At 55.7% G+C, this 16,521-nt stretch carries 28 protein-coding genes; 26 read left to right on the top strand and 2 right to left on the bottom strand.

Features of this window, described 5'->3' with window-relative positions; all coding sequences use genetic code 11:
- Position 1: 1 nt before the first annotated feature.
- From rpsS to rplQ, 24 genes are all read left to right on the top strand, one after another.
- Positions 2-277 (top strand): 30S ribosomal protein S19, encoded by a 276-nt coding sequence (gene rpsS, locus DARO_RS01720; RefSeq protein ID WP_011286091.1) that lies wholly within the window; start codon positions 2-4, stop codon positions 275-277.
- Between the two features lie 9 nt (positions 278-286).
- Positions 287-616, top strand: coding sequence for a 50S ribosomal protein L22 (gene rplV / locus DARO_RS01725; protein WP_011286092.1), 330 nt, complete (start codon positions 287-289; stop codon positions 614-616).
- A 9-nt stretch (positions 617-625) separates the two neighbouring features.
- Positions 626-1,411: a 30S ribosomal protein S3 gene (rpsC, locus tag DARO_RS01730; protein WP_011286093.1), complete on the top strand. Its 786-nt coding sequence runs from the start codon at positions 626-628 to the stop codon at positions 1,409-1,411.
- Between the two features lies 1 nt (position 1,412).
- Positions 1,413-1,826, top strand: coding sequence for a 50S ribosomal protein L16 (rplP, locus tag DARO_RS01735; protein ID WP_011286094.1), 414 nt, complete (start codon positions 1,413-1,415; stop codon positions 1,824-1,826).
- Between the two features lie 2 nt (positions 1,827-1,828).
- On the top strand, positions 1,829-2,023 hold the full coding sequence (gene rpmC, locus DARO_RS01740; protein ID WP_011286095.1) for a 50S ribosomal protein L29: 195 nt from the start codon (positions 1,829-1,831) through the stop codon (positions 2,021-2,023).
- Positions 2,020-2,286, top strand: coding sequence for a 30S ribosomal protein S17 (rpsQ, locus tag DARO_RS01745; protein WP_011286096.1), 267 nt, complete (start codon positions 2,020-2,022; stop codon positions 2,284-2,286). Before rpmC ends, rpsQ begins: the two co-directional genes overlap by 4 nt.
- A gap of 153 nt (positions 2,287-2,439) precedes the next feature.
- Entirely contained in the window at positions 2,440-2,808 is a 369-nt protein-coding gene (gene rplN / locus DARO_RS01750) for a 50S ribosomal protein L14 (protein WP_011286097.1), read from the top strand.
- 10 nt (positions 2,809-2,818) lie between these two features.
- Entirely contained in the window at positions 2,819-3,136 is a 318-nt protein-coding gene (gene rplX, locus DARO_RS01755; RefSeq protein WP_041224161.1) for a 50S ribosomal protein L24, read from the top strand.
- Positions 3,137-3,145: 9 nt separating this feature from the next.
- Positions 3,146-3,685: a 50S ribosomal protein L5 gene (gene rplE, locus DARO_RS01760; RefSeq protein ID WP_011286099.1), complete on the top strand. Its 540-nt coding sequence runs from the start codon at positions 3,146-3,148 to the stop codon at positions 3,683-3,685.
- A 7-nt stretch (positions 3,686-3,692) separates the two neighbouring features.
- Complete coding sequence (gene rpsN / locus DARO_RS01765; RefSeq protein ID WP_011286100.1) at positions 3,693-3,998, top strand: 30S ribosomal protein S14; 306 nt, start codon at positions 3,693-3,695, stop codon at positions 3,996-3,998.
- Positions 3,999-4,013: 15 nt separating this feature from the next.
- Entirely contained in the window at positions 4,014-4,409 is a 396-nt protein-coding gene (gene rpsH, locus DARO_RS01770; RefSeq protein ID WP_011286101.1) for a 30S ribosomal protein S8, read from the top strand.
- A 10-nt stretch (positions 4,410-4,419) separates the two neighbouring features.
- Positions 4,420-4,950, top strand: coding sequence for a 50S ribosomal protein L6 (rplF, locus tag DARO_RS01775; protein WP_011286102.1), 531 nt, complete (start codon positions 4,420-4,422; stop codon positions 4,948-4,950).
- A 9-nt stretch (positions 4,951-4,959) separates the two neighbouring features.
- A complete protein-coding gene (gene rplR, locus DARO_RS01780) occupies positions 4,960-5,316 on the top strand; it encodes a 50S ribosomal protein L18 (RefSeq protein ID WP_011286103.1) in 357 nt (118 codons plus the stop codon).
- 27 nt (positions 5,317-5,343) lie between these two features.
- Positions 5,344-5,871, top strand: a complete 528-nt coding sequence (rpsE, locus tag DARO_RS01785; RefSeq protein WP_011286104.1) for a 30S ribosomal protein S5 — start codon at positions 5,344-5,346, stop codon at positions 5,869-5,871.
- A gap of 3 nt (positions 5,872-5,874) precedes the next feature.
- Positions 5,875-6,057, top strand: coding sequence for a 50S ribosomal protein L30 (rpmD, locus tag DARO_RS01790; RefSeq protein ID WP_011286105.1), 183 nt, complete (start codon positions 5,875-5,877; stop codon positions 6,055-6,057).
- 3 nt (positions 6,058-6,060) lie between these two features.
- Entirely contained in the window at positions 6,061-6,495 is a 435-nt protein-coding gene (rplO, locus tag DARO_RS01795; RefSeq protein WP_011286106.1) for a 50S ribosomal protein L15, read from the top strand.
- Positions 6,496-6,515: 20 nt separating this feature from the next.
- Positions 6,516-7,838 (top strand): preprotein translocase subunit SecY, encoded by a 1,323-nt coding sequence (secY, locus tag DARO_RS01800; protein ID WP_011286107.1) that lies wholly within the window; start codon positions 6,516-6,518, stop codon positions 7,836-7,838.
- An 8-nt stretch (positions 7,839-7,846) separates the two neighbouring features.
- Positions 7,847-8,065: a translation initiation factor IF-1 gene (infA, locus tag DARO_RS01805; protein WP_011286108.1), complete on the top strand. Its 219-nt coding sequence runs from the start codon at positions 7,847-7,849 to the stop codon at positions 8,063-8,065.
- Between the two features lie 75 nt (positions 8,066-8,140).
- The gene (rpmJ, locus tag DARO_RS01810) at positions 8,141-8,254 is read left to right on the top strand and encodes a 50S ribosomal protein L36 (RefSeq protein ID WP_011286109.1); all 114 of its coding nucleotides are present in this window, start codon (positions 8,141-8,143) and stop codon (positions 8,252-8,254) included.
- A gap of 51 nt (positions 8,255-8,305) precedes the next feature.
- Positions 8,306-8,668: a 30S ribosomal protein S13 gene (rpsM, locus tag DARO_RS01815; RefSeq protein ID WP_011286110.1), complete on the top strand. Its 363-nt coding sequence runs from the start codon at positions 8,306-8,308 to the stop codon at positions 8,666-8,668.
- A 12-nt stretch (positions 8,669-8,680) separates the two neighbouring features.
- Positions 8,681-9,070 (top strand): 30S ribosomal protein S11, encoded by a 390-nt coding sequence (gene rpsK / locus DARO_RS01820; protein ID WP_011286111.1) that lies wholly within the window; start codon positions 8,681-8,683, stop codon positions 9,068-9,070.
- A 12-nt stretch (positions 9,071-9,082) separates the two neighbouring features.
- Complete coding sequence (gene rpsD, locus DARO_RS01825) at positions 9,083-9,712, top strand: 30S ribosomal protein S4 (RefSeq protein WP_011286112.1); 630 nt, start codon at positions 9,083-9,085, stop codon at positions 9,710-9,712.
- Between the two features lie 23 nt (positions 9,713-9,735).
- Positions 9,736-10,710, top strand: a complete 975-nt coding sequence (locus DARO_RS01830; RefSeq protein ID WP_011286113.1) for a DNA-directed RNA polymerase subunit alpha — start codon at positions 9,736-9,738, stop codon at positions 10,708-10,710.
- Positions 10,711-10,766: 56 nt separating this feature from the next.
- Positions 10,767-11,165 (top strand): 50S ribosomal protein L17, encoded by a 399-nt coding sequence (gene rplQ / locus DARO_RS01835; RefSeq protein WP_011286114.1) that lies wholly within the window; start codon positions 10,767-10,769, stop codon positions 11,163-11,165.
- A 67-nt stretch (positions 11,166-11,232) separates the two neighbouring features.
- Here the strand turns inward: rplQ and DARO_RS01840 are convergent, their stop codons facing one another.
- Together DARO_RS01840 and DARO_RS01845 are read right to left on the bottom strand one after the other, a co-directional pair.
- On the bottom strand, positions 11,233-12,762 hold the full coding sequence (locus DARO_RS01840; RefSeq protein ID WP_497463018.1) for a SpoIIE family protein phosphatase: 1,530 nt from the start codon (positions 12,760-12,762) through the stop codon (positions 11,233-11,235).
- Positions 12,763-12,928: 166 nt separating this feature from the next.
- A complete protein-coding gene (locus tag DARO_RS01845; protein WP_011286116.1) occupies positions 12,929-14,746 on the bottom strand; it encodes an ABCB family ABC transporter ATP-binding protein/permease in 1,818 nt (605 codons plus the stop codon).
- A 98-nt stretch (positions 14,747-14,844) separates the two neighbouring features.
- Here DARO_RS01845 and DARO_RS01850 point away from each other — a divergent pair, with 98 nt between their 5' ends.
- Both DARO_RS01850 and DARO_RS01855 read left to right on the top strand, forming a co-directional pair.
- A complete protein-coding gene (locus tag DARO_RS01850; protein ID WP_041224641.1) occupies positions 14,845-15,243 on the top strand; it encodes an acyl-CoA thioesterase in 399 nt (132 codons plus the stop codon).
- 60 nt (positions 15,244-15,303) lie between these two features.
- Complete coding sequence (locus DARO_RS01855; RefSeq protein ID WP_011286118.1) at positions 15,304-16,509, top strand: OmpP1/FadL family transporter; 1,206 nt, start codon at positions 15,304-15,306, stop codon at positions 16,507-16,509.
- Positions 16,510-16,521 lie beyond the last annotated feature (12 nt).

Consider the following 16,521-nt stretch of genomic DNA (forward strand, 5'->3'; position numbering starts at 1 on the left):
AATGGGACGTTCTCTCAAAAAGGGCCCGTTTGTTGATGCGCATCTGATCGACAAAGTCGAAGCAGTTCGCGCTACCAGCGACAAGCGCCCGATCAAGACCTGGTCGCGTCGTTCGACGATCCTCCCCGAGTTCATCGGCCTGACGATTGCGGTCCACAATGGCAAGCAGCATATTCCGGTGTTCGTCACCGAAAATATGGTCGGTCACAAGCTCGGCGAGTTCTCGCTGACCCGTACGTTCAAGGGTCACACCGCCGGCAAGAAGGCCAAGAAGTAAGGAGCTGACATGGAAACTCGTGCAAGTCTGCGAGGCGTACGCCTCTCTGCGCAAAAGGGCCGCTTGGTTGCGGATCTGGTGCGCGGCAAGCCGGTTGGTCAGGCTCTAAACATCCTGGCTTTCTGCCCCAAAAAGGGCGCCGGTATCGTCAAGAAGGTGCTGGAGTCGGCAATCGCCAACGCCGAGCACAATGATGGTGCTGATATCGACGAACTGACGGTGAAAACCATCTACGTCGAAAAAGGCATGGTGCTGAAGCGTTTTACTGCCCGCGCCAAGGGTCGTGGTAATCGGATCATCAAGCCGACCTGCCATATCTATCTGACCGTTGGTAACTAAGGAAGAGCCATGGGACAGAAAATTCATCCGACTGGCTTCCGCCTGGCAGTCACCAAAAACTGGAGTTCGCGCTGGTACGCTAACAGCAAAGACTTCCCTGGCATGTTGAACGAAGACATCAAGGTTCGTGAATATCTGAAGCGCAAGCTCGCGCACGCTTCAGTTGGTCGTGTCCTGATCGAACGTCCGGCAAAGAATGCCCGCGTCACCGTTTACTCCGCCCGTCCGGGTGTCGTTATCGGTAAGAAGGGCGAAGATATCGAGCAACTGCGTACGGACCTTCAGCGCATCATGGGCGTTCCCGTCCATGTGTCGATCGAAGAAATCCGCAAGCCGGAAATCGATGCGCAGTTGATCGCTGATTCGATTGCGCAACAACTCGAAAAGCGCATCATGTTCCGTCGTGCCATGAAGCGCGCGATGCAGAACGCCATGCGTCTTGGTGCTCAAGGTATCAAGGTGATGAGCGCTGGTCGTCTGAACGGTGCAGAAATTGCCCGTAGCGAGTGGTATCGCGAAGGTCGTGTGCCGTTGCACACCCTGCGCGCCGACATCGACTATGCAACCTCTGAAGCGCTGACCACTTACGGCATTATCGGTATCAAGGTCTGGGTTTACAAGGGCGACATGCTTGATCGTAATGAGCAACCGGTGGCAGAAGAACCGGCTGCCGATGACCGTCGTCCGCGTCGTACCCCGGGCAGGCCCGATGGTGACAAGCCGCGTACCCGTACCGTCAAGAAAGTTGACGGTGCAGCTGATCCGGCCAAGCGCGTAAGAAAGGCAGGTGCTTAACATGCTGCAACCTAACCGTCGCAAGTTCCGTAAGGAGCACAAGGGCCGCAATGAAGGTCTGGCGACTCGTGGCACGAAGGTTTCCTTCGGCGAGTGGGGCCTCAAGGCCATCGGTCGCGGTCGTCTGACGGCTCGTCAGATCGAAGCTGCTCGTCGCGCCATGACCCGTCATATCAAGCGGGGTGGTCGCATCTGGATCCGTATCTTCCCGGACAAGCCGATTTCCAAGAAGCCGGCTGAAGTTCGTATGGGTAACGGTAAGGGTAACCCGGAATATTGGGTTGCCGAAATCCAGCCGGGCAAGGTCCTCTACGAGATGGATGGTGTCAATGAAGCGCTGGCTCGCGAGGCGTTTGCCCTTGCTGCTGCCAAGCTGCCGATTCCCACCACCTTCGTGACTCGTCATCTGGGGTAATCATGAAAGCTAGTGAACTGAGAACCAAGAGCGTGGACGAGCTCAAAAAGGAATTGCTGGACCTGTTGAAGGCCCAGTTCGGTCTGCGTATGCAACTCGCTACCCAGCAGTTGTCCAATACCAGCCAAATGTCCAAGGTGCGTCGCGACATCGCTCGCGTTCGCACGCTTATCCGTGAAAAGGCGGTGCAGCAATGAGCGAATCCTCCAGTATCAAGCGTACTCTCATCGGTCGTGTTGTCAGCGACAAGATGGATAAGACGGTCACCGTCCTCGTCGAGCGTAAGGTCAAGCACCCTATGTATGGCAAGGTGATGGTTCGTTCGAAGAAGTACCATGCCCATAACGAAGGCAATTCGGCCAAGGCTGGCGATCTCGTCGAGATCGTCGAAACCCGTCCGGTTTCCCGTACCAAGACTTGGGCTGTCACCAGCGTTCTTGAAAAGGCGATCGTTGTATAACGAAAGTTTTTAAAAACGCTTGCGCAGTGATCAAAGAAGCCGGTATAATCCGGCTTCTTTTTTGCAACTGCCGTCCTGGTGGTTGCGAAGTTGTTCGACCCGTACGGGTTCCAAGACTGACCGCCTGGGCGGATTAAGTTGGAGTTTATTTAAATGATTCAGATGCAGACGACTCTGGATGTCGCCGATAACACCGGCGCACGTTCAGTAATGTGTATCAAAGTGCTGGGTGGGTCCAGGCGCCGTTATGCGGGCATTGGTGACATCATCAAGGTCAGCATCAAGGATGCTGCTCCGCGTGGCCGTGTCAAAAAGGGTGACGTTTACAACGCCGTGGTGGTTCGCACTGCCAAGGGTGTTCGTCGTCCGGATGGCTCGCTGGTGCGCTTTGATGGCAATGCCGCAGTCCTTCTCAACAACAAGCTCGAGCCGATTGGCACGCGCATCTTTGGCCCGGTAACCCGCGAACTGCGTACCGAGCGCTTCATGAAGATCGTGTCGCTGGCTCCTGAAGTGCTGTAAGGAACGGATGATGGAAAAAATTCGCAAAGGTGACGAAATCGTCGTCATCACCGGTAAAGACAAGGGCAAACGCGGCACAGTGCTGCGCCGTGTCGATGATGAGCATGTGCTTGTCGAGGGTGTCAATCGTGCTAAAAAGCACGTTAAGCCGAACCCGGTCAAGGGTGTGGCTGGTGGCATCGTAGATAAAGACATGCCTATCCATATCTCCAATGTTGCGCTGTTCAATCCGGCGACCAAGAAGGCCGATCGTGTCGGCTTCAAGGCGCTTGATGATGGCCGCAAGGTTCGCGTGTTCAAGTCGAACGGCGAACTGGTAAACGCATAAGGGGTGGTCATGGCGCGTTTGCAACAGTTTTACAAAGAAACGATTGTTTCCGATCTGGTTAAGCAGTTTGGTTACAAATCCGTGATGGAAGTTCCGCGTATCACCAAGATCACCTTGAACATGGGTGTTGGCGAGGCGGTAGCTGATAAGAAAGTTCTGGAAAACGCCGTTGGCGACATGCAGAAGATTGCAGGTCAAAAGCCGGTTACCACGAAAGCCCGCAAGTCCATTGCCGGCTTCAAGATTCGTGATGGTTATCCGATCGGTTGCATGGTCACCCTGCGTGGTCCTCGCATGTTCGAATTCCTTGATCGTCTGGTGACCATCGCTTTGCCGCGCGTTCGCGACTTCCGTGGTATTTCTGGCAAGGGTTTTGACGGCCAGGGCAACTACAACATGGGCGTCAAAGAACAGATTATTTTCCCGGAAATCGAGTACGACAAGATCGATGCTCTGCGGGGTATGAACATCAGTATCACCACGACCGCGAAGACCGATGCAGAAGCTAAAGCTCTGCTGGTGGCCTTCAAGTTCCCGTTCAAGAATTGAGGCAATCATGGCAAAACTTGCTCTGATCAACCGTGAAGAGAAGCGCCGCAAGCTGGTGGCTCAGTACGCAAAGAAGCGTGCGGCCCTGGAGGCGATCATCACCAACGTGAGCCTGTCTGACGAGGAGCGTTATGAAGCCCGTCTGAAGATGCAGGCCCTGCCGCGCAATTCCAGCCCGTCCCGTCTGCGCAATCGTTGCCAGCTGACCGGCCGTCCGCGTGGTGTTTTCCGTAAATTCGGTCTGTGCCGTCACAAGATCCGCGAACTCGCCTTCAACGGCGAAGTTCCGGGTGTTGTTAAAGCCAGCTGGTAACAAGGAGATTCAGAAATGGCTATGAGCGATCCGATCGCGGACATGCTGACTCGCATCCGCAACGCCCAGCTCGCCGAAAAGGCGTCTGTCTCCATGCCCTCGTCCAAGGTAAAGGTGGCTATTGCTGCTGTGCTCAAGGATGAAGGCTACGTCGAAGATTTTGCAGTTCGTCAGGCTGATGGCAAGGCAAATCTCGAAATCGCACTCAAGTATTACGCCGGTCGTCCGGTCATTGAGCGTATTGAGCGTATTTCCAAGCCTGGTCTGCGTATCTACAAGGGCTGCGACGATATTCCGCGTGTCATGAATGGTCTTGGTGTGGCCATCGTTTCTACCCCGAAGGGCGTCATGACTGACCGCAAGGCTCGCGCCAGCAAGGTTGGCGGCGAAGTCCTTTGCATCGTGGCGTAAGGAGCGAAGCATGTCTCGTATTGGTAAAAATCCCGTAGTGCTGCCCGCCGGTGTTGAAGTCACCGTCGGTGAGCAGATCGTCGTCAAGGGGCCTTTGGGGTCCCTGAAGACGGCTGCTCATTCAGCAGTCAATGTTGCCGTCGAAGGCCAGAACGTTACCGTATCCAAGGTTGCTGGCGCAGCAAATGCTGCCGCCATGTGGGGCACCATGCGCGCCAACCTGAATAACATGGTAACCGGTGTTTCGAAGGGCTTCGAGCGTAAGCTGCAACTGGTTGGCGTGGGCTATCGTGCCCAGGCTCAGGGTGACACCCTGAATCTGTCGCTTGGCTTCTCTCATCCGGTGGCGCATAAGATGCCTGCTGGTGTGAAAGTTGAGTGTCCGACCCAGACCGAAATCCTGATCAAGGGTTCGGACAAGCAGCAAGTCGGTCAGGTTGCCGCCGAGATTCGTGCATATCGCAAGCCGGAGCCCTACAAGGGTAAGGGCGTTCGTTATGCCGATGAAGTGGTGGTTATCAAGGAAACCAAGAAGAAGTAAGGGTGGCATATGTTTAACAAGAAGCAAGCGCGTCTGCGCCGTGCCCGCAAAACCCGGGCCAAAATCGCCGAGCTCAAAGCTGTCCGTTTGTGCGTTAACCGCACCAACTGCCACATTTACGCCCAGATCATTTCGCCTTGCGGCGGTAAGGTTCTGGCTTCGGCTTCCACGCTGGATACCGATGTCCGTAAGGACCTCGCGAACGGCGGAAACAAGGCTGCTGCCACTACTATTGGCAAGCTGATTGCCGAGCGCGCCAAGGCCGCCGGTATCGAGCAGGTAGCCTTTGACCGTTCCGGTCTCCAGTACCACGGACGTATTCAGGCGTTGGCGGAAGCCGCGCGTGAAGGCGGCCTGAAGTTCTAACCGACGGCAAAAGGACGAGGTTAAGAAATGGCTAAACCTGAAAGAAACAAAAAGCCGCAACAGGCTGAAGAGCGCGATGATGGCATGCGCGAAAAGATGGTTGCGGTCAATCGCGTTACCAAGGTTGTAAAGGGCGGCCGGATTCTCGGTTTTGCAGCCCTGACCGTGGTCGGCGACGGTGACGGTAGCATCGGCATGGGCAAGGGCAAGTCCCGCGAAGTGCCGGTTGCCGTTCAAAAGGCAATGGAAGAGGCACGTCGCAAGATGGCCAAGGTCAGCTTGAAGAGCGGTACCGTTCATCACACTGTGATGGGTCGTCATGGCGCTACTACCGTGATGATTCAACCGGCTCCGGAAGGTACCGGGATCATCGCGGGTGGCGCAATGCGTGCTGTTTTCGAAGTCGTTGGCGTGACCAATGTTGTTGCCAAGGCTCACGGCTCGACCAATCCCTACAACATCGTGCGTGCCACCATCGACGGTCTGTCGAAGGTGAATACGCCAGCCGAAATCGCCGCCAAGCGCGGTCTTTCGGTTGATCAGATCCAGGGGTAAGTCATGGCTGACAAGAAAATCAAAGTGACGCTCGTCAAGAGCGTTATCGGCACCAAGCAAGATCACCGGGCTACCGTCAAGGGCCTTGGTCTGCGCAAGCTGAATAGTTCGTCTGAGCTGATCGATACGCCGGCTGTCCGCGGCATGATCCAGAAGGTTCAGTATCTCGTTAAGGTTGAGGGTTAAGCCATGCGTCTGAATACTATCAAGCCGGGCGAAGGCTCCAAGAAGACCGCCAAGCGTGTTGGCCGCGGTATTGGTTCCGGCCTGGGCAAGACCTGCGGTCGCGGCCATAAAGGCCAGAAGTCCCGTTCCGGTGGCTTCCACAAGGTAGGCTTCGAGGGCGGTCAAATGCCGTTGCAGCGTCGCCTTCCGAAGCGTGGCTTCAACTCGCTGACCCGTGCGCGCAACTATGAAGTTCGCCTGACTGATCTGGACCGCCTGCCGGTTGACGAAATTGACCTGCTTGCGCTGCAAGTGGCCGGTATCGTTCCGGGTGACGCACTCTCCGCCAAGGTTATCTTGTCCGGTGCGATCAGCCGCAAGGTTGTCCTGAAGGGTGTTGGCGCGACCAAGGGTGCGAAGGCTGCTATTGAAGCAGTCGGCGGCTCGATCGCTGAGTAAGACAGGGAAAGGTTAGAACGTTGGCTGCAAATCCCAATACCGTTGGCAAAGGTGGCAAGTTCGGCGATCTCAAGCGCCGGCTTTGGTTCCTTTTGGGCGCACTGGTTGTGTACCGCATTGGCGCCCATATCCCGGTTCCGGGGATTGACCCCAACGCTCTGGCCGATCTCTTCAATTCGCAGAAGGGTGGCATCCTGGGCATGTTCAACATGTTCTCGGGTGGCGCCCTGTCGCGATTTACGATTTTTGCGTTGGGGATCATGCCGTATATTTCGGCGTCGATCATCATGCAGTTGATGAGTGTCGCTAGCCCGCAACTGGAAGCTCTCAAGAAAGAGGGCGAGGCCGGGCGTCGGAAGATCACTCAATACACCCGCTACGGCACGGTGATTCTTGCACTGTTTCAGGGGCTGGGTATTGCCGTCGCACTTGAAGCGCAGGCCGGTCTGGTTAATGATCCAGGCTTTATGTTCCGCCTGACAACCGTTTCCACGCTGCTGACCGGCACCATGTTCCTGATGTGGCTGGGTGAACAGATTACCGAGCGTGGTCTTGGTAATGGTATTTCGATCATTATTTTCGCTGGTATTGCCGCTGGCTTGCCGAACGCAATTGGCGGCCTGCTTGAGCTGGTCCGTACCGGAGCGATGCACCCCCTGACGGCCCTGATCATTTGTATTCTCGTCGTTGCGGTTACTGGCTTCGTGGTCTTTGTCGAACGTGGCCAACGGAAAATTCTGGTCAATTACGCCAAGCGCCAAGTAGGTAACAAGATTTATGGTGGACAGAGCTCGCACCTGCCACTGAAGCTGAACATGTCTGGTGTAATCCCCCCGATTTTTGCTTCATCGATCATTTTGTTCCCGGCAACAGTGGCCAACTGGTTTGGTTCCAGCGAGTCGATGCATTGGTTGAAGGATGTTGCGGGTACCTTGTCTCCTGGGCAGCCGATCTACGTGATGCTGTACGCGTCAGCCATCGTCTTTTTCTGCTTCTTCTATACCGCCCTTGTGTTTAATTCCAAGGAAACGGCCGATAACCTGAAAAAGAGTGGTGCTTTTGTCCCGGGTATTCGTCCTGGTGAGCAAACTGCCCGTTATATTGACAAGATCCTGATGCGCCTGACCCTGATTGGGGCTGCTTACATCACGGTTGTTTGTTTGTTACCCGAATTTTTGATCCTGAAGTGGAACGTTCCGTTCTATTTCGGTGGAACGTCGCTGTTGATTATCGTAGTCGTGACCATGGACTTCATGTCCCAGGTTCAGGCCTATGTGATGTCGCATCAATATGAAAGCCTGCTGAAGAAAGCAAACTTCAAGGGCGCACCTATGATCAAGTAGTAATCAGCATGGCAAAAGAAGATTACATTGAGATGCTGGGTGAGGTTGTTGAGAACCTCCCAAATGCGACCTTCAAAGTCAGGCTGGAAAACGGACACATCGTGCATGGGTTCATTTCCGGAAAAATGCGGATGCATTACATCCGTATCCTTCCCGGAGACAAAGTGACTGTGCAACTGACGCCGTATGATTTAACCAAGGCCCGGATCGTTTTCCGGACCAAGTAAAAAGTTCTCTACGCAATAAACCGCAGGGCAAGGAAACACGGCTGCTTCCAAGCTCTCGCAGACGAGGAGTGAAACATGAAAGTCCAACCTTCAGTGAAGCGCATCTGCCGCAACTGCAAAGTTATCCGCCGCAAAGGTGTCGTGCGCATCATTTGCAAGGATCCGCGTCACAAACAGCGCCAGGGTTAATCCCCTGTCCAGTTCGGCATTCGTTAATTTTCGAAATAGTGGAGTGATTCAATGGCCCGTATTGCAGGGGTAAACATTCCGAACCATCAGCATGCAGAAATCGCTCTGACCGCGATCTTCGGCATCGGCCGTACCCGCGCACAGAAGATCTGTGACGCAGCCGGCGTTGGTCGTAACGTAAAAATGAAAGACCTGTCCGATTCGGACATGGATCGTCTGCGTGACGAAGTAGGCAAGTTCACCGTCGAAGGTGATCTGCGCCGCGAAGTCACCATGAATATCAAGCGCCTGATGGACCTCGGTTGCTACCGTGGCCTGCGCCATCGCAAGGGTCTGCCTTGCCGTGGTCAGCGCACCCGTACCAATGCTCGTACCCGCAAGGGCCCGCGCAAGGCCATCGCTGGCAAGAAGTAATAGGGACAGAACATGGCAAAGACTGCTACGAAAGTTCGCAAAAAGGTCAAGAAGAACGTTGCTGAGGGCATTGCCCACATCCACGCATCGTTCAACAATACCATCATCACCATTACCGACCGTCAGGGCAACGCTCTGTCGTGGGCTACCTCCGGTGGTGCCGGCTTCCGCGGTTCGCGTAAGTCCACCCCGTTCGCTGCCCAGGTTGCCGCCGAAGCCGCCGGCAAGGCTGCTCAGGAATGTGGCGTCAAGAATGTCGAAGTCCGTATCAAGGGCCCTGGTCCTGGTCGTGAATCCTCTGTCCGTGCGCTCAATGCGCTGGGCATGAAGATCACTTCCATTTCGGACGTGACGCCGGTACCGCACAACGGTTGCCGTCCGCCTAAAAAGCGCCGCATCTAAGGAGAAAGACAAGTGGCTCGTAATCTCGATCCGAAATGCCGTCAGTGCCGCCGCGAAGGCGAAAAGCTGTTCCTGAAGGGCGAAAAGTGTTTTACCGACAAGTGTGCCATTGAGCGTCGTTCTTACGCGCCGGGCCAGCACGGTCAAAAGTCAGGTGCCCGTTTGTCCGACTACGGCGTTCACCTGCGTGCCAAACAGAAGATCCGCCGCGTTTACGGCGTTCTTGAAGGCCAGTTCCGCAAAACCTTTGCCGAAGCTGATCGCCGCAAGGGCCAGACCGGTGAAAACCTCCTGCAGTTGCTCGAAGCTCGCCTGGATTCCGTTGCCTACCGCATGGGTTTCGGTGCTTCCCGCTCCGAGTCGCGCCAGGTTGTTCGTCATAACGGCATTCTGGTTAACGGCAAGCGCGTTAACATTCCGTCGTTCATCGTCAAGCCGGGTGATGTTGTCCAGCTGACCGATCGCGCACGTGCTTCCCTGCGTTGCAAGGCCGCTCTCGAAGCTGCCGAGTCCCGCGGTTTCCCGGAGTGGATCTCCGTGGACGTCAAGGAAGGCAAGGGCACGTTCAAGGCCATGCCGCAGCGCTCCGAATTGCCGGCGACCCTGAACGAAGGTCTCGTCATCGAACTTTACTCGAAGTAAGCACTGAGCAGAGGATCTAGCCCATGCAAAGCAGTGGACTTCTCAAACCCCGCATTATCGACGTGCAGAGCGTGTCGCCTGTGCAAGCCAAGGTGGTCATGGAGCCGTTCGAACGCGGCTATGGCCATACCCTCGGCAACGCACTGCGCCGCATTCTGCTCTCCTCGATGGTCGGTTATGCACCGACCGAAGTCGGCATCGACGGCGTGCTCCACGAGTACTCCACCGTTGATGGCGTGCAGGAAGATGTCGTTGATATCCTTCTCAATCTGAAGGGTGTCGTCTTCAAATTGCACAACCGTGACGTGGTTAACCTCAAGCTGGTCAAGGAAGGCGAAGGCGCCGTCCGTGCTGGCGATATCGAGTTGCCCCACGACGTCGAGATCATCAATCCGGAACATGTGATCGCTCACCTCTCTCCTGGTGGCAAGCTTGCCATGGAGATCAAGGTCGAGAAGGGTCGCGGCTACGTGCCGGGTAACGTCCGTAACCTGGGCGATGCCAAGACCATCGGCAAGCTGGTTCTGGACGCTTCGTTCAGCCCGATCCGTCGCGTTGCTTACGCGGTCGAAAGTGCCCGCGTTGAACAGCGTACCGATCTGGACAAGCTGATTGTTGATATCGAAACCAATGGTGTTGTCGAGCCGGAAGAAGCCATTCGCTACGCTGCTCGCGTGCTGATGGAACAACTTTCCGTGTTTGCCGACCTGGAGGGTACCGCTCCTGTGGCCGAGGCTTCCAAGCCGGCTCAGGTTGATCCGGTTCTGCTCCGCCCGGTTGATGACCTCGAGCTGACGGTTCGTTCCGCGAACTGCCTGAAGGCCGAGAATATCTACTACATCGGCGATCTGATCCAGCGTACCGAGAATGAACTTCTCAAGACCCCGAATCTGGGTCGTAAGTCACTGAATGAGATCAAGGAAGTTTTGGCCGCACGCGGTTTGACGCTCGGCATGAAACTGGAAAATTGGCCGCCCGCCGGTCTGGAAAAGGCGTAAGCCTTTTTCAACCCGGGTTGTCAAGGGACGCCTGCAGAACATAGAAAGGATTAACCATGCGTCACCGCAATGGACTTCGCAAACTTAACCGCACCAGCAGCCATCGCCTGGCGATGCTGCGCAACATGACCGTTTCCCTGCTCAAGCACGAGGCTATCAAGACCACCGTGCCGAAAGCCAAGGAACTGCGCCGCGTTGTCGAACCGATCATTACCCTGGGCAAGAACCCGACGCTGGCTAACAAGCGTCTGGCTTTCGACCGTCTGCGCGACCGCGATATCGTGGTCAAGCTGTTCGCAGAAATTGGCCCGCGTTACGCAACCCGTCCGGGCGGCTACCTTCGCATTCTGAAGTGTGGCTTCCGTGTCGGCGACAATGCTCCGATGGCATTCGTCGAATTGCTTGATCGCCCGGAAGTGACCGAAGCGGTTGAGATTGAGGATGCAGCTGAGTAAGCTGAGAAATTCTCAAATAGAAAAAAGGCCGGTTCTCCGGCCTTTTTCTTTGGCTGCCAATTTCTTATTAAGGGCAGTCGATCAGCATTAGTGATACATCGTCGCTGGCGGCGCAGCCATTCTGATGCTCTTTCAGCGCAGTTTCTATCTTGGCAAAGCGGTCGCTTGGCGAGGTGTTTGATGCGGAGTTGATCAGGCCCGAATTTCCAAACTGTTTACCTTCGGTGTCGGTCGCTTCCAGAAGGCCATCGGAGCATAGCGCGAGTTGGCTTTCCGGTTCCCACGAAAATAGTCGTGGGTGGCCGCCTAGTTCATTGCTGCCAACGATGCCGAGCGGCAGGTTGTCGGAAGGGAATGTGCTGGCAACCCGCCCCCAGCGATCAAAAAGGAAGGCTTCGGGCGTACCGCCGACCCATATTTCGCCTTTTCTGTTCTTTTCATCTAGGCAGACCAGCGTCACGGCGACAAAACGCCCGACCGGCATGGATTCCTTTAGTTGTTGATTTAATTCCAGCACTATTTCCTGGATTGACCGGTTGAGTTTGGTCATCCGATAAAACAGGGCCAATACCGGCAGGACACTGATCGCGGCGGTCAATCCATGGCCGGTTGCATCGGCCAGTAACGCGTACAAGAGTCCATCCGGGGAGCGGGAGGCGGCGACAATGTCACCGCTGAAATGTTCGGCTGGAATGACTTTGTAGCGGAGGCGTTTGTCGCGAAGACCGCTGCGGTGGAGTTGCTTTTCCATCAGGCGCAGGGCAAGTTGTTGTTCGGTCTGGGTTTGGTCGTAGTAGTCCTGCAGCTGCTGGGCGTTTTCGCGCAGCTTTTGTTCGGTTTCTTTCCGCTCGGAAATGTCGCGGATCACACTGATGATCATGCGTTGATTGTCGAGCTCGACCTGACTGATTGAGATGGTTGCCGGGAATATATGCCCATCCTTGTGCCGGGCATTTATTTCCTGTTCTTGTCCAGCCCCCGGCAAGGGCCTTGCCGCGTCACCCGGGCTGAGCATTATGTCACCCGATGCGCTCGCCGGGACTGGCATTAGTAGCGAGGCATTCTGTCCAAGCAGCTCTGCCGTGGACCAACCAAAAATACGTTCGGTGGATTGATTTACCGAGACGATCATTCCTTCTTCGTTGGTTGTAACGATGGCATCCAGCACGTTGTCGGAAATTGCCTGAACCCGGCGCAGCGAATCGATAGACTGCTGCTGCATGGTCAGCGAACGTTGCATCGAACGCAACTTGGCTTCCAGAACGACAAAATTGATCGGCTTGGTAAGGTAGTCGTCGGCGCCTGCATCCAACCCTTCAACGAGGTTTTCGTCGCGATTCAGGGCGGAAAGGAAGATGACTGGCGTCCAGCGATCACGGGTCATGGCCTTGATACGACGAGCTGCTTCAAAGCCATCCATAACCGGCATCATGATGTCGAGGAGAACCAGGTCCGGAGCGTCGGTCTCAAATCGACGTACCGCCTCCTCGCCGTTCTCAGCAAGAACGACTTCATGCCCAAGCTTCTTCAGGAAGACCTGGAGAATGTGCAGGTTGGTGCGGTTGTCATCAACCGCCAGTACCTTCATTTTGTTCATTATTGGAATCATGATCGACGAATGCGGGATATCCGCGTTGAAGCGCTAAATATCGCTAGCTGCGATATTACCAACCTTCGTCCCTGTTGCTGTCGAAACTTGGCAATCAACCCGGCAGTCAATCAGCTTTGCTGAATCGATGAGCGATCTTGAGCCGTCTCGCCGCTTAGCCGTGTCTTGCCGGGTGCTCGTGTTCTTCCTGTTGTTGCAAGGTCCACATCCGCGCATAAGTGGCGCCTGCTGCGAGGAGGGCGGCGTGTGAGCCGCGCTCGATGATGTGGCCTTCGCTCATGACGAGGATTTCGTCGGCATTCATGACGGTGGACAGGCGGTGCGCGATGATCAGCGTTGTGTGGCCAACGGCGACTTGTTCAAGCTGGGTCTGAATAGCTCGTTCGGTGGCTGAGTCGAGGGCGGAGGTGGCTTCGTCAAAAATCAGGATGGGCGGGTTTTTCAATAAGGCCCGGGCGATGGCGACGCGTTGTTTTTCTCCACCAGACAGTTTTAAGCCGCGTTCGCCGACGCGTGTTTCGTATTTTTGCGGCAAGGACTCGATGAATTCGTGCAACTGGGCGGCGCGGGCTGCGGCGAAAACCTCTTCCCGGCTTGCTTCCGGGCGGCCGTAGTTGATGTTGTAGAAAATACTGTCGTTAAACAGTACTGTGTCCTGCGGCACGATGCCGATTGCTGCTCGAAGACTGCTTTGCTTAAGCGCACGGAGATCGTGGCCATTGATCCGGATGGCGCCACCAGTGACGTCATAGAAACGATAGAGCAGCCGGGCCAGCGTAGATTTGCCGGCACCGGAGTGTCCGACAACAGCGACTGTTTTTCCTGGAGGAATGGCCAAACTGAGATTCTTCAGGATCTGGCGATCCGGATCGTAGGCGAAATCGACGGTTTCAAAATTGATCTGCAAGGGGCTGTTCGGAAGCTCGCGAGCATCGGGTGCATCGGCAATTTCACGGTTTTCCTTGAGCAGGTTGAACATGCGTTCGATATCGGTCAGGGCCTGCCGGATTTCGCGATAGACGATGCCAAGGAAATTGAGCGGAATATAGAGCTGGATCAGGAAGGCATTGACCAGCACCAGATCGCCAATTGTCATCTCGCCTGCAACGACCCCGCTGGCGGCGCGCCACATCATCGCCGTGACGCCGAGGGCGATGATCGCTGCCTGGCCGAGGTTGAGGAAGGCCAGCGTAGTCTGACTGCGCGTGGCAGCCTCTTCCCATTTGATCAGTTGTTCGTCGTAACGACGGGCTTCCCACGCTTCATTATTAAAATATTTGACCGTCTCGTAGTTGAGCAGGCTGTCGATGGCGCGGGTATTGGCGGCTGAGTCGTTTTCATTGACAGCCCGACGGATGTCGATGCGCCAGTTACTGACCTTGACGGTAAATACAATGTAGACGATCAGTGATATGACGGTAATGACGACAAAGCCGACATCGTATTTGACGAACAGGATGCCGAGGACCAGTCCAATTTCGACCAGCGTCGGCAGGATTGAGTACAGCGTGTAGGAAATGAGACTGGAGATCGAGCGGCTGCCGCGTTCGATATCGCGGGAGACGCCACCGGTCTGACGCTCCAGGTGGAAGCGCAGCGACAAGGCATGCAGGTGCCGGAATACCTCCAGCGATACCTGGCGAACGGCGCGTTGGGTCACCCGGGCAAACAGGATTTCGCGCAATTCGGTAAACAGCGAAGTCGAGAAGCGCAGGGCGCCGTACAGGACCAGCAGCAGGATGGGCAGGGCCAGCAACTGCTGGCTACCGGAAAGGCCGTCGATCATTTCCTTGAAGATCAACGGTACGCTGACATTGGCGATCTTGGCACCGATCAGGCAAGCCATGGCGGCCAGCACACGTAGCCGATAGGACCACAGATAAGGGAACAGCGTGCGCAGCGTCAGCCAGACATGGGTTTGGGGCAGGGCTTGGCCAGCGGGCGGTTTGGGGAGAGCAGTGGCGCGACGCATGTGTCTGGTGGGTATCCGTTGGAAGAATCTCTGCCGAGTATATGAAAACTGCCGCCTTTCCGGGAAAATCCGGAAACAATTCGCAATCCGGACTGACCATGACCATTGATCCCCTCGTTCTTCCAAACAAGCACTGCACGCTGCGTGTCGTCCCGATGCCGGCCGACCTCAACCAGAATGGCGATGTCTTCGGCGGCTGGGTCATGGCCCAGGTCGACGTGGCTGGCGCCATCCCGGCAATGCGTCGGGCTTGCGGCAGAGTAGCCACCGTTTCGGTTAATTCCTTCCTGTTCAAGCAGCCGGTTTCGGTCGGCGACATTGTCAGCCTGTACGCCGATATCGTGCGGGTCGGCACGACCTCGATTACCGTTCGAGTCGAGGTCTATGCCGAACGGAATTACGCCGCACCAATTATCGTCAAGGTGACTGAGGCTGAGCTGACCTATGTGGCGATTGATGGCGCCGGGATGAAGCGCAATGTTCCGACCGAAAAATGACCGGAAATGGTCTAAAATCCGGCAGTTAAACAATTACCCCGCCTGCAAGCGAGCACTCCCATGAATAAGATGAACCTGCGTATCGTCCCAGCACTGCTGTTGGCTATCTTTTCCGGCACCGCCTCGGCTGCTGCCTTCCAGCTTTGGGAGCAAAATGCCAGCGGCCTGGGGAATGCTTATGCGGGCTCGGCAGCGGTGGCGGATAACGCCAGTACGGTTTTCTTCAATCCGGCGGGGATGACGCAACTGTCAGGCTTCCAGTTCTCTGCTGGGGTAACCGGGGTTGGGCCGAGCTATGAGTTTCGTGACAATGGCTCGACCGGAGCATTCAAGGGTAGCGGCAACGGCGGTGACGCGGGCGGCTGGAATGCCGTTCCCAATCTCTATTTGTCCGGGCATCTGACCGATAATCTTTCGATCGGCTTTGGCGTTTCGGCCCCATTTGGGCTGGCGACTGAATACGACAGCAACTGGGTCGGGCGTGTTCAGGCGATCAAGTCAGAGATCAAGACCGTCAACTACAACCCGTCGCTTGCCTATCGCGTCAACGACAAGGTTTCGCTGGGTTTTGGCATCAATTATCAGCAACTGGATGCTGAAATTACCAGTTACACCCCGGCTGGTCTCTACCGGGTCAAGGGTGACGATTCGACCTGGGGATGGAATGCCGGTGCTTTGTTTACACTTTCTCCCGCCATGCGCGTTGGTGTGTCTTACCGCTCGGCAGTGAATTACACGCTGGAAGGAACCCGTTCGGTCGGGGCTAATTCCGTTGCCGCCAAGGCGGACATCAAGCTGCCAGATACTTTTATCCTGTCGGTCTGGCAACAGGTTTCGGATCGTTGGGAAGCGATGGGCGATTTGTCCTACACGCGCTGGAGCACCCTGGATCGTCTGGATGTTCGCAGCTCCGCTGGCGTTGATACCGAGATCTTCAACTATGAAAACTCCTGGCGACTTGCCTGGGGTGCTGCCTACAAGGCCAGTGATGCACTCAAGGTGAAATTCGGTATTGCCTATGACCGGACGCCGGTGCGCGATGAATACCGTTCGGCTCGCGTGCCCGACAACGATCGTTTGTGGTTGTCGCTGGGCGGACAGTGGAATGCCGGTCGCTATGGCAAGGTCGATGTCGGCTACTCCTATCTTTACGTCAAGGACCCGTCTATCCAGCAGTCCAAGGTGGTGGGAGTAGCCCACGAATTGCGTGGCGATTACAACGCCAGTGCCCATATCGTTGGCGCGCAATACTCGGTGGGTTTCTAATTTCTTGAGCAA

Source organism: Dechloromonas aromatica RCB (genome assembly GCF_000012425.1).

Excerpts from the sequence above, each read along its gene's own strand:
- rpsS (WP_011286091.1), top strand. The coding sequence starts at position 2 with ATGGGACGTTCTCTCAAAAAGGGCCCGTTTGTTGATGCGCATCTGATC.
- rplV (WP_011286092.1), top strand. The coding sequence starts at position 287 with ATGGAAACTCGTGCAAGTCTGCGAGGCGTACGCCTCTCTGCGCAAAAG.
- rpsC (WP_011286093.1), top strand. The coding sequence starts at position 626 with ATGGGACAGAAAATTCATCCGACTGGCTTCCGCCTGGCAGTCACCAAA.
- rplP (WP_011286094.1), top strand. The coding sequence starts at position 1,413 with ATGCTGCAACCTAACCGTCGCAAGTTCCGTAAGGAGCACAAGGGCCGC.
- rpmC (WP_011286095.1), top strand. The coding sequence starts at position 1,829 with ATGAAAGCTAGTGAACTGAGAACCAAGAGCGTGGACGAGCTCAAAAAG.
- rpsQ (WP_011286096.1), top strand. The coding sequence starts at position 2,020 with ATGAGCGAATCCTCCAGTATCAAGCGTACTCTCATCGGTCGTGTTGTC.
- rplN (WP_011286097.1), top strand. The coding sequence starts at position 2,440 with ATGATTCAGATGCAGACGACTCTGGATGTCGCCGATAACACCGGCGCA.
- rplX (WP_041224161.1), top strand. The coding sequence starts at position 2,819 with ATGGAAAAAATTCGCAAAGGTGACGAAATCGTCGTCATCACCGGTAAA.
- rplE (WP_011286099.1), top strand. The coding sequence starts at position 3,146 with ATGGCGCGTTTGCAACAGTTTTACAAAGAAACGATTGTTTCCGATCTG.
- rpsN (WP_011286100.1), top strand. The coding sequence starts at position 3,693 with ATGGCAAAACTTGCTCTGATCAACCGTGAAGAGAAGCGCCGCAAGCTG.
- rpsH (WP_011286101.1), top strand. The coding sequence starts at position 4,014 with ATGGCTATGAGCGATCCGATCGCGGACATGCTGACTCGCATCCGCAAC.
- rplF (WP_011286102.1), top strand. The coding sequence starts at position 4,420 with ATGTCTCGTATTGGTAAAAATCCCGTAGTGCTGCCCGCCGGTGTTGAA.
- rplR (WP_011286103.1), top strand. The coding sequence starts at position 4,960 with ATGTTTAACAAGAAGCAAGCGCGTCTGCGCCGTGCCCGCAAAACCCGG.
- rpsE (WP_011286104.1), top strand. The coding sequence starts at position 5,344 with ATGGCTAAACCTGAAAGAAACAAAAAGCCGCAACAGGCTGAAGAGCGC.
- rpmD (WP_011286105.1), top strand. The coding sequence starts at position 5,875 with ATGGCTGACAAGAAAATCAAAGTGACGCTCGTCAAGAGCGTTATCGGC.
- rplO (WP_011286106.1), top strand. The coding sequence starts at position 6,061 with ATGCGTCTGAATACTATCAAGCCGGGCGAAGGCTCCAAGAAGACCGCC.
- infA (WP_011286108.1), top strand. The coding sequence starts at position 7,847 with ATGGCAAAAGAAGATTACATTGAGATGCTGGGTGAGGTTGTTGAGAAC.
- rpmJ (WP_011286109.1), top strand. The coding sequence starts at position 8,141 with ATGAAAGTCCAACCTTCAGTGAAGCGCATCTGCCGCAACTGCAAAGTT.
- rpsM (WP_011286110.1), top strand. The coding sequence starts at position 8,306 with ATGGCCCGTATTGCAGGGGTAAACATTCCGAACCATCAGCATGCAGAA.
- rpsK (WP_011286111.1), top strand. The coding sequence starts at position 8,681 with ATGGCAAAGACTGCTACGAAAGTTCGCAAAAAGGTCAAGAAGAACGTT.
- DARO_RS01830 (WP_011286113.1), top strand. The coding sequence starts at position 9,736 with ATGCAAAGCAGTGGACTTCTCAAACCCCGCATTATCGACGTGCAGAGC.
- rplQ (WP_011286114.1), top strand. The coding sequence starts at position 10,767 with ATGCGTCACCGCAATGGACTTCGCAAACTTAACCGCACCAGCAGCCAT.
- DARO_RS01840 (WP_497463018.1), bottom strand. The coding sequence starts at position 12,762 with ATGAACAAAATGAAGGTACTGGCGGTTGATGACAACCGCACCAACCTG.
- DARO_RS01845 (WP_011286116.1), bottom strand. The coding sequence starts at position 14,746 with ATGCGTCGCGCCACTGCTCTCCCCAAACCGCCCGCTGGCCAAGCCCTG.
- DARO_RS01850 (WP_041224641.1), top strand. The coding sequence starts at position 14,845 with ATGACCATTGATCCCCTCGTTCTTCCAAACAAGCACTGCACGCTGCGT.
- DARO_RS01855 (WP_011286118.1), top strand. The coding sequence starts at position 15,304 with ATGAATAAGATGAACCTGCGTATCGTCCCAGCACTGCTGTTGGCTATC.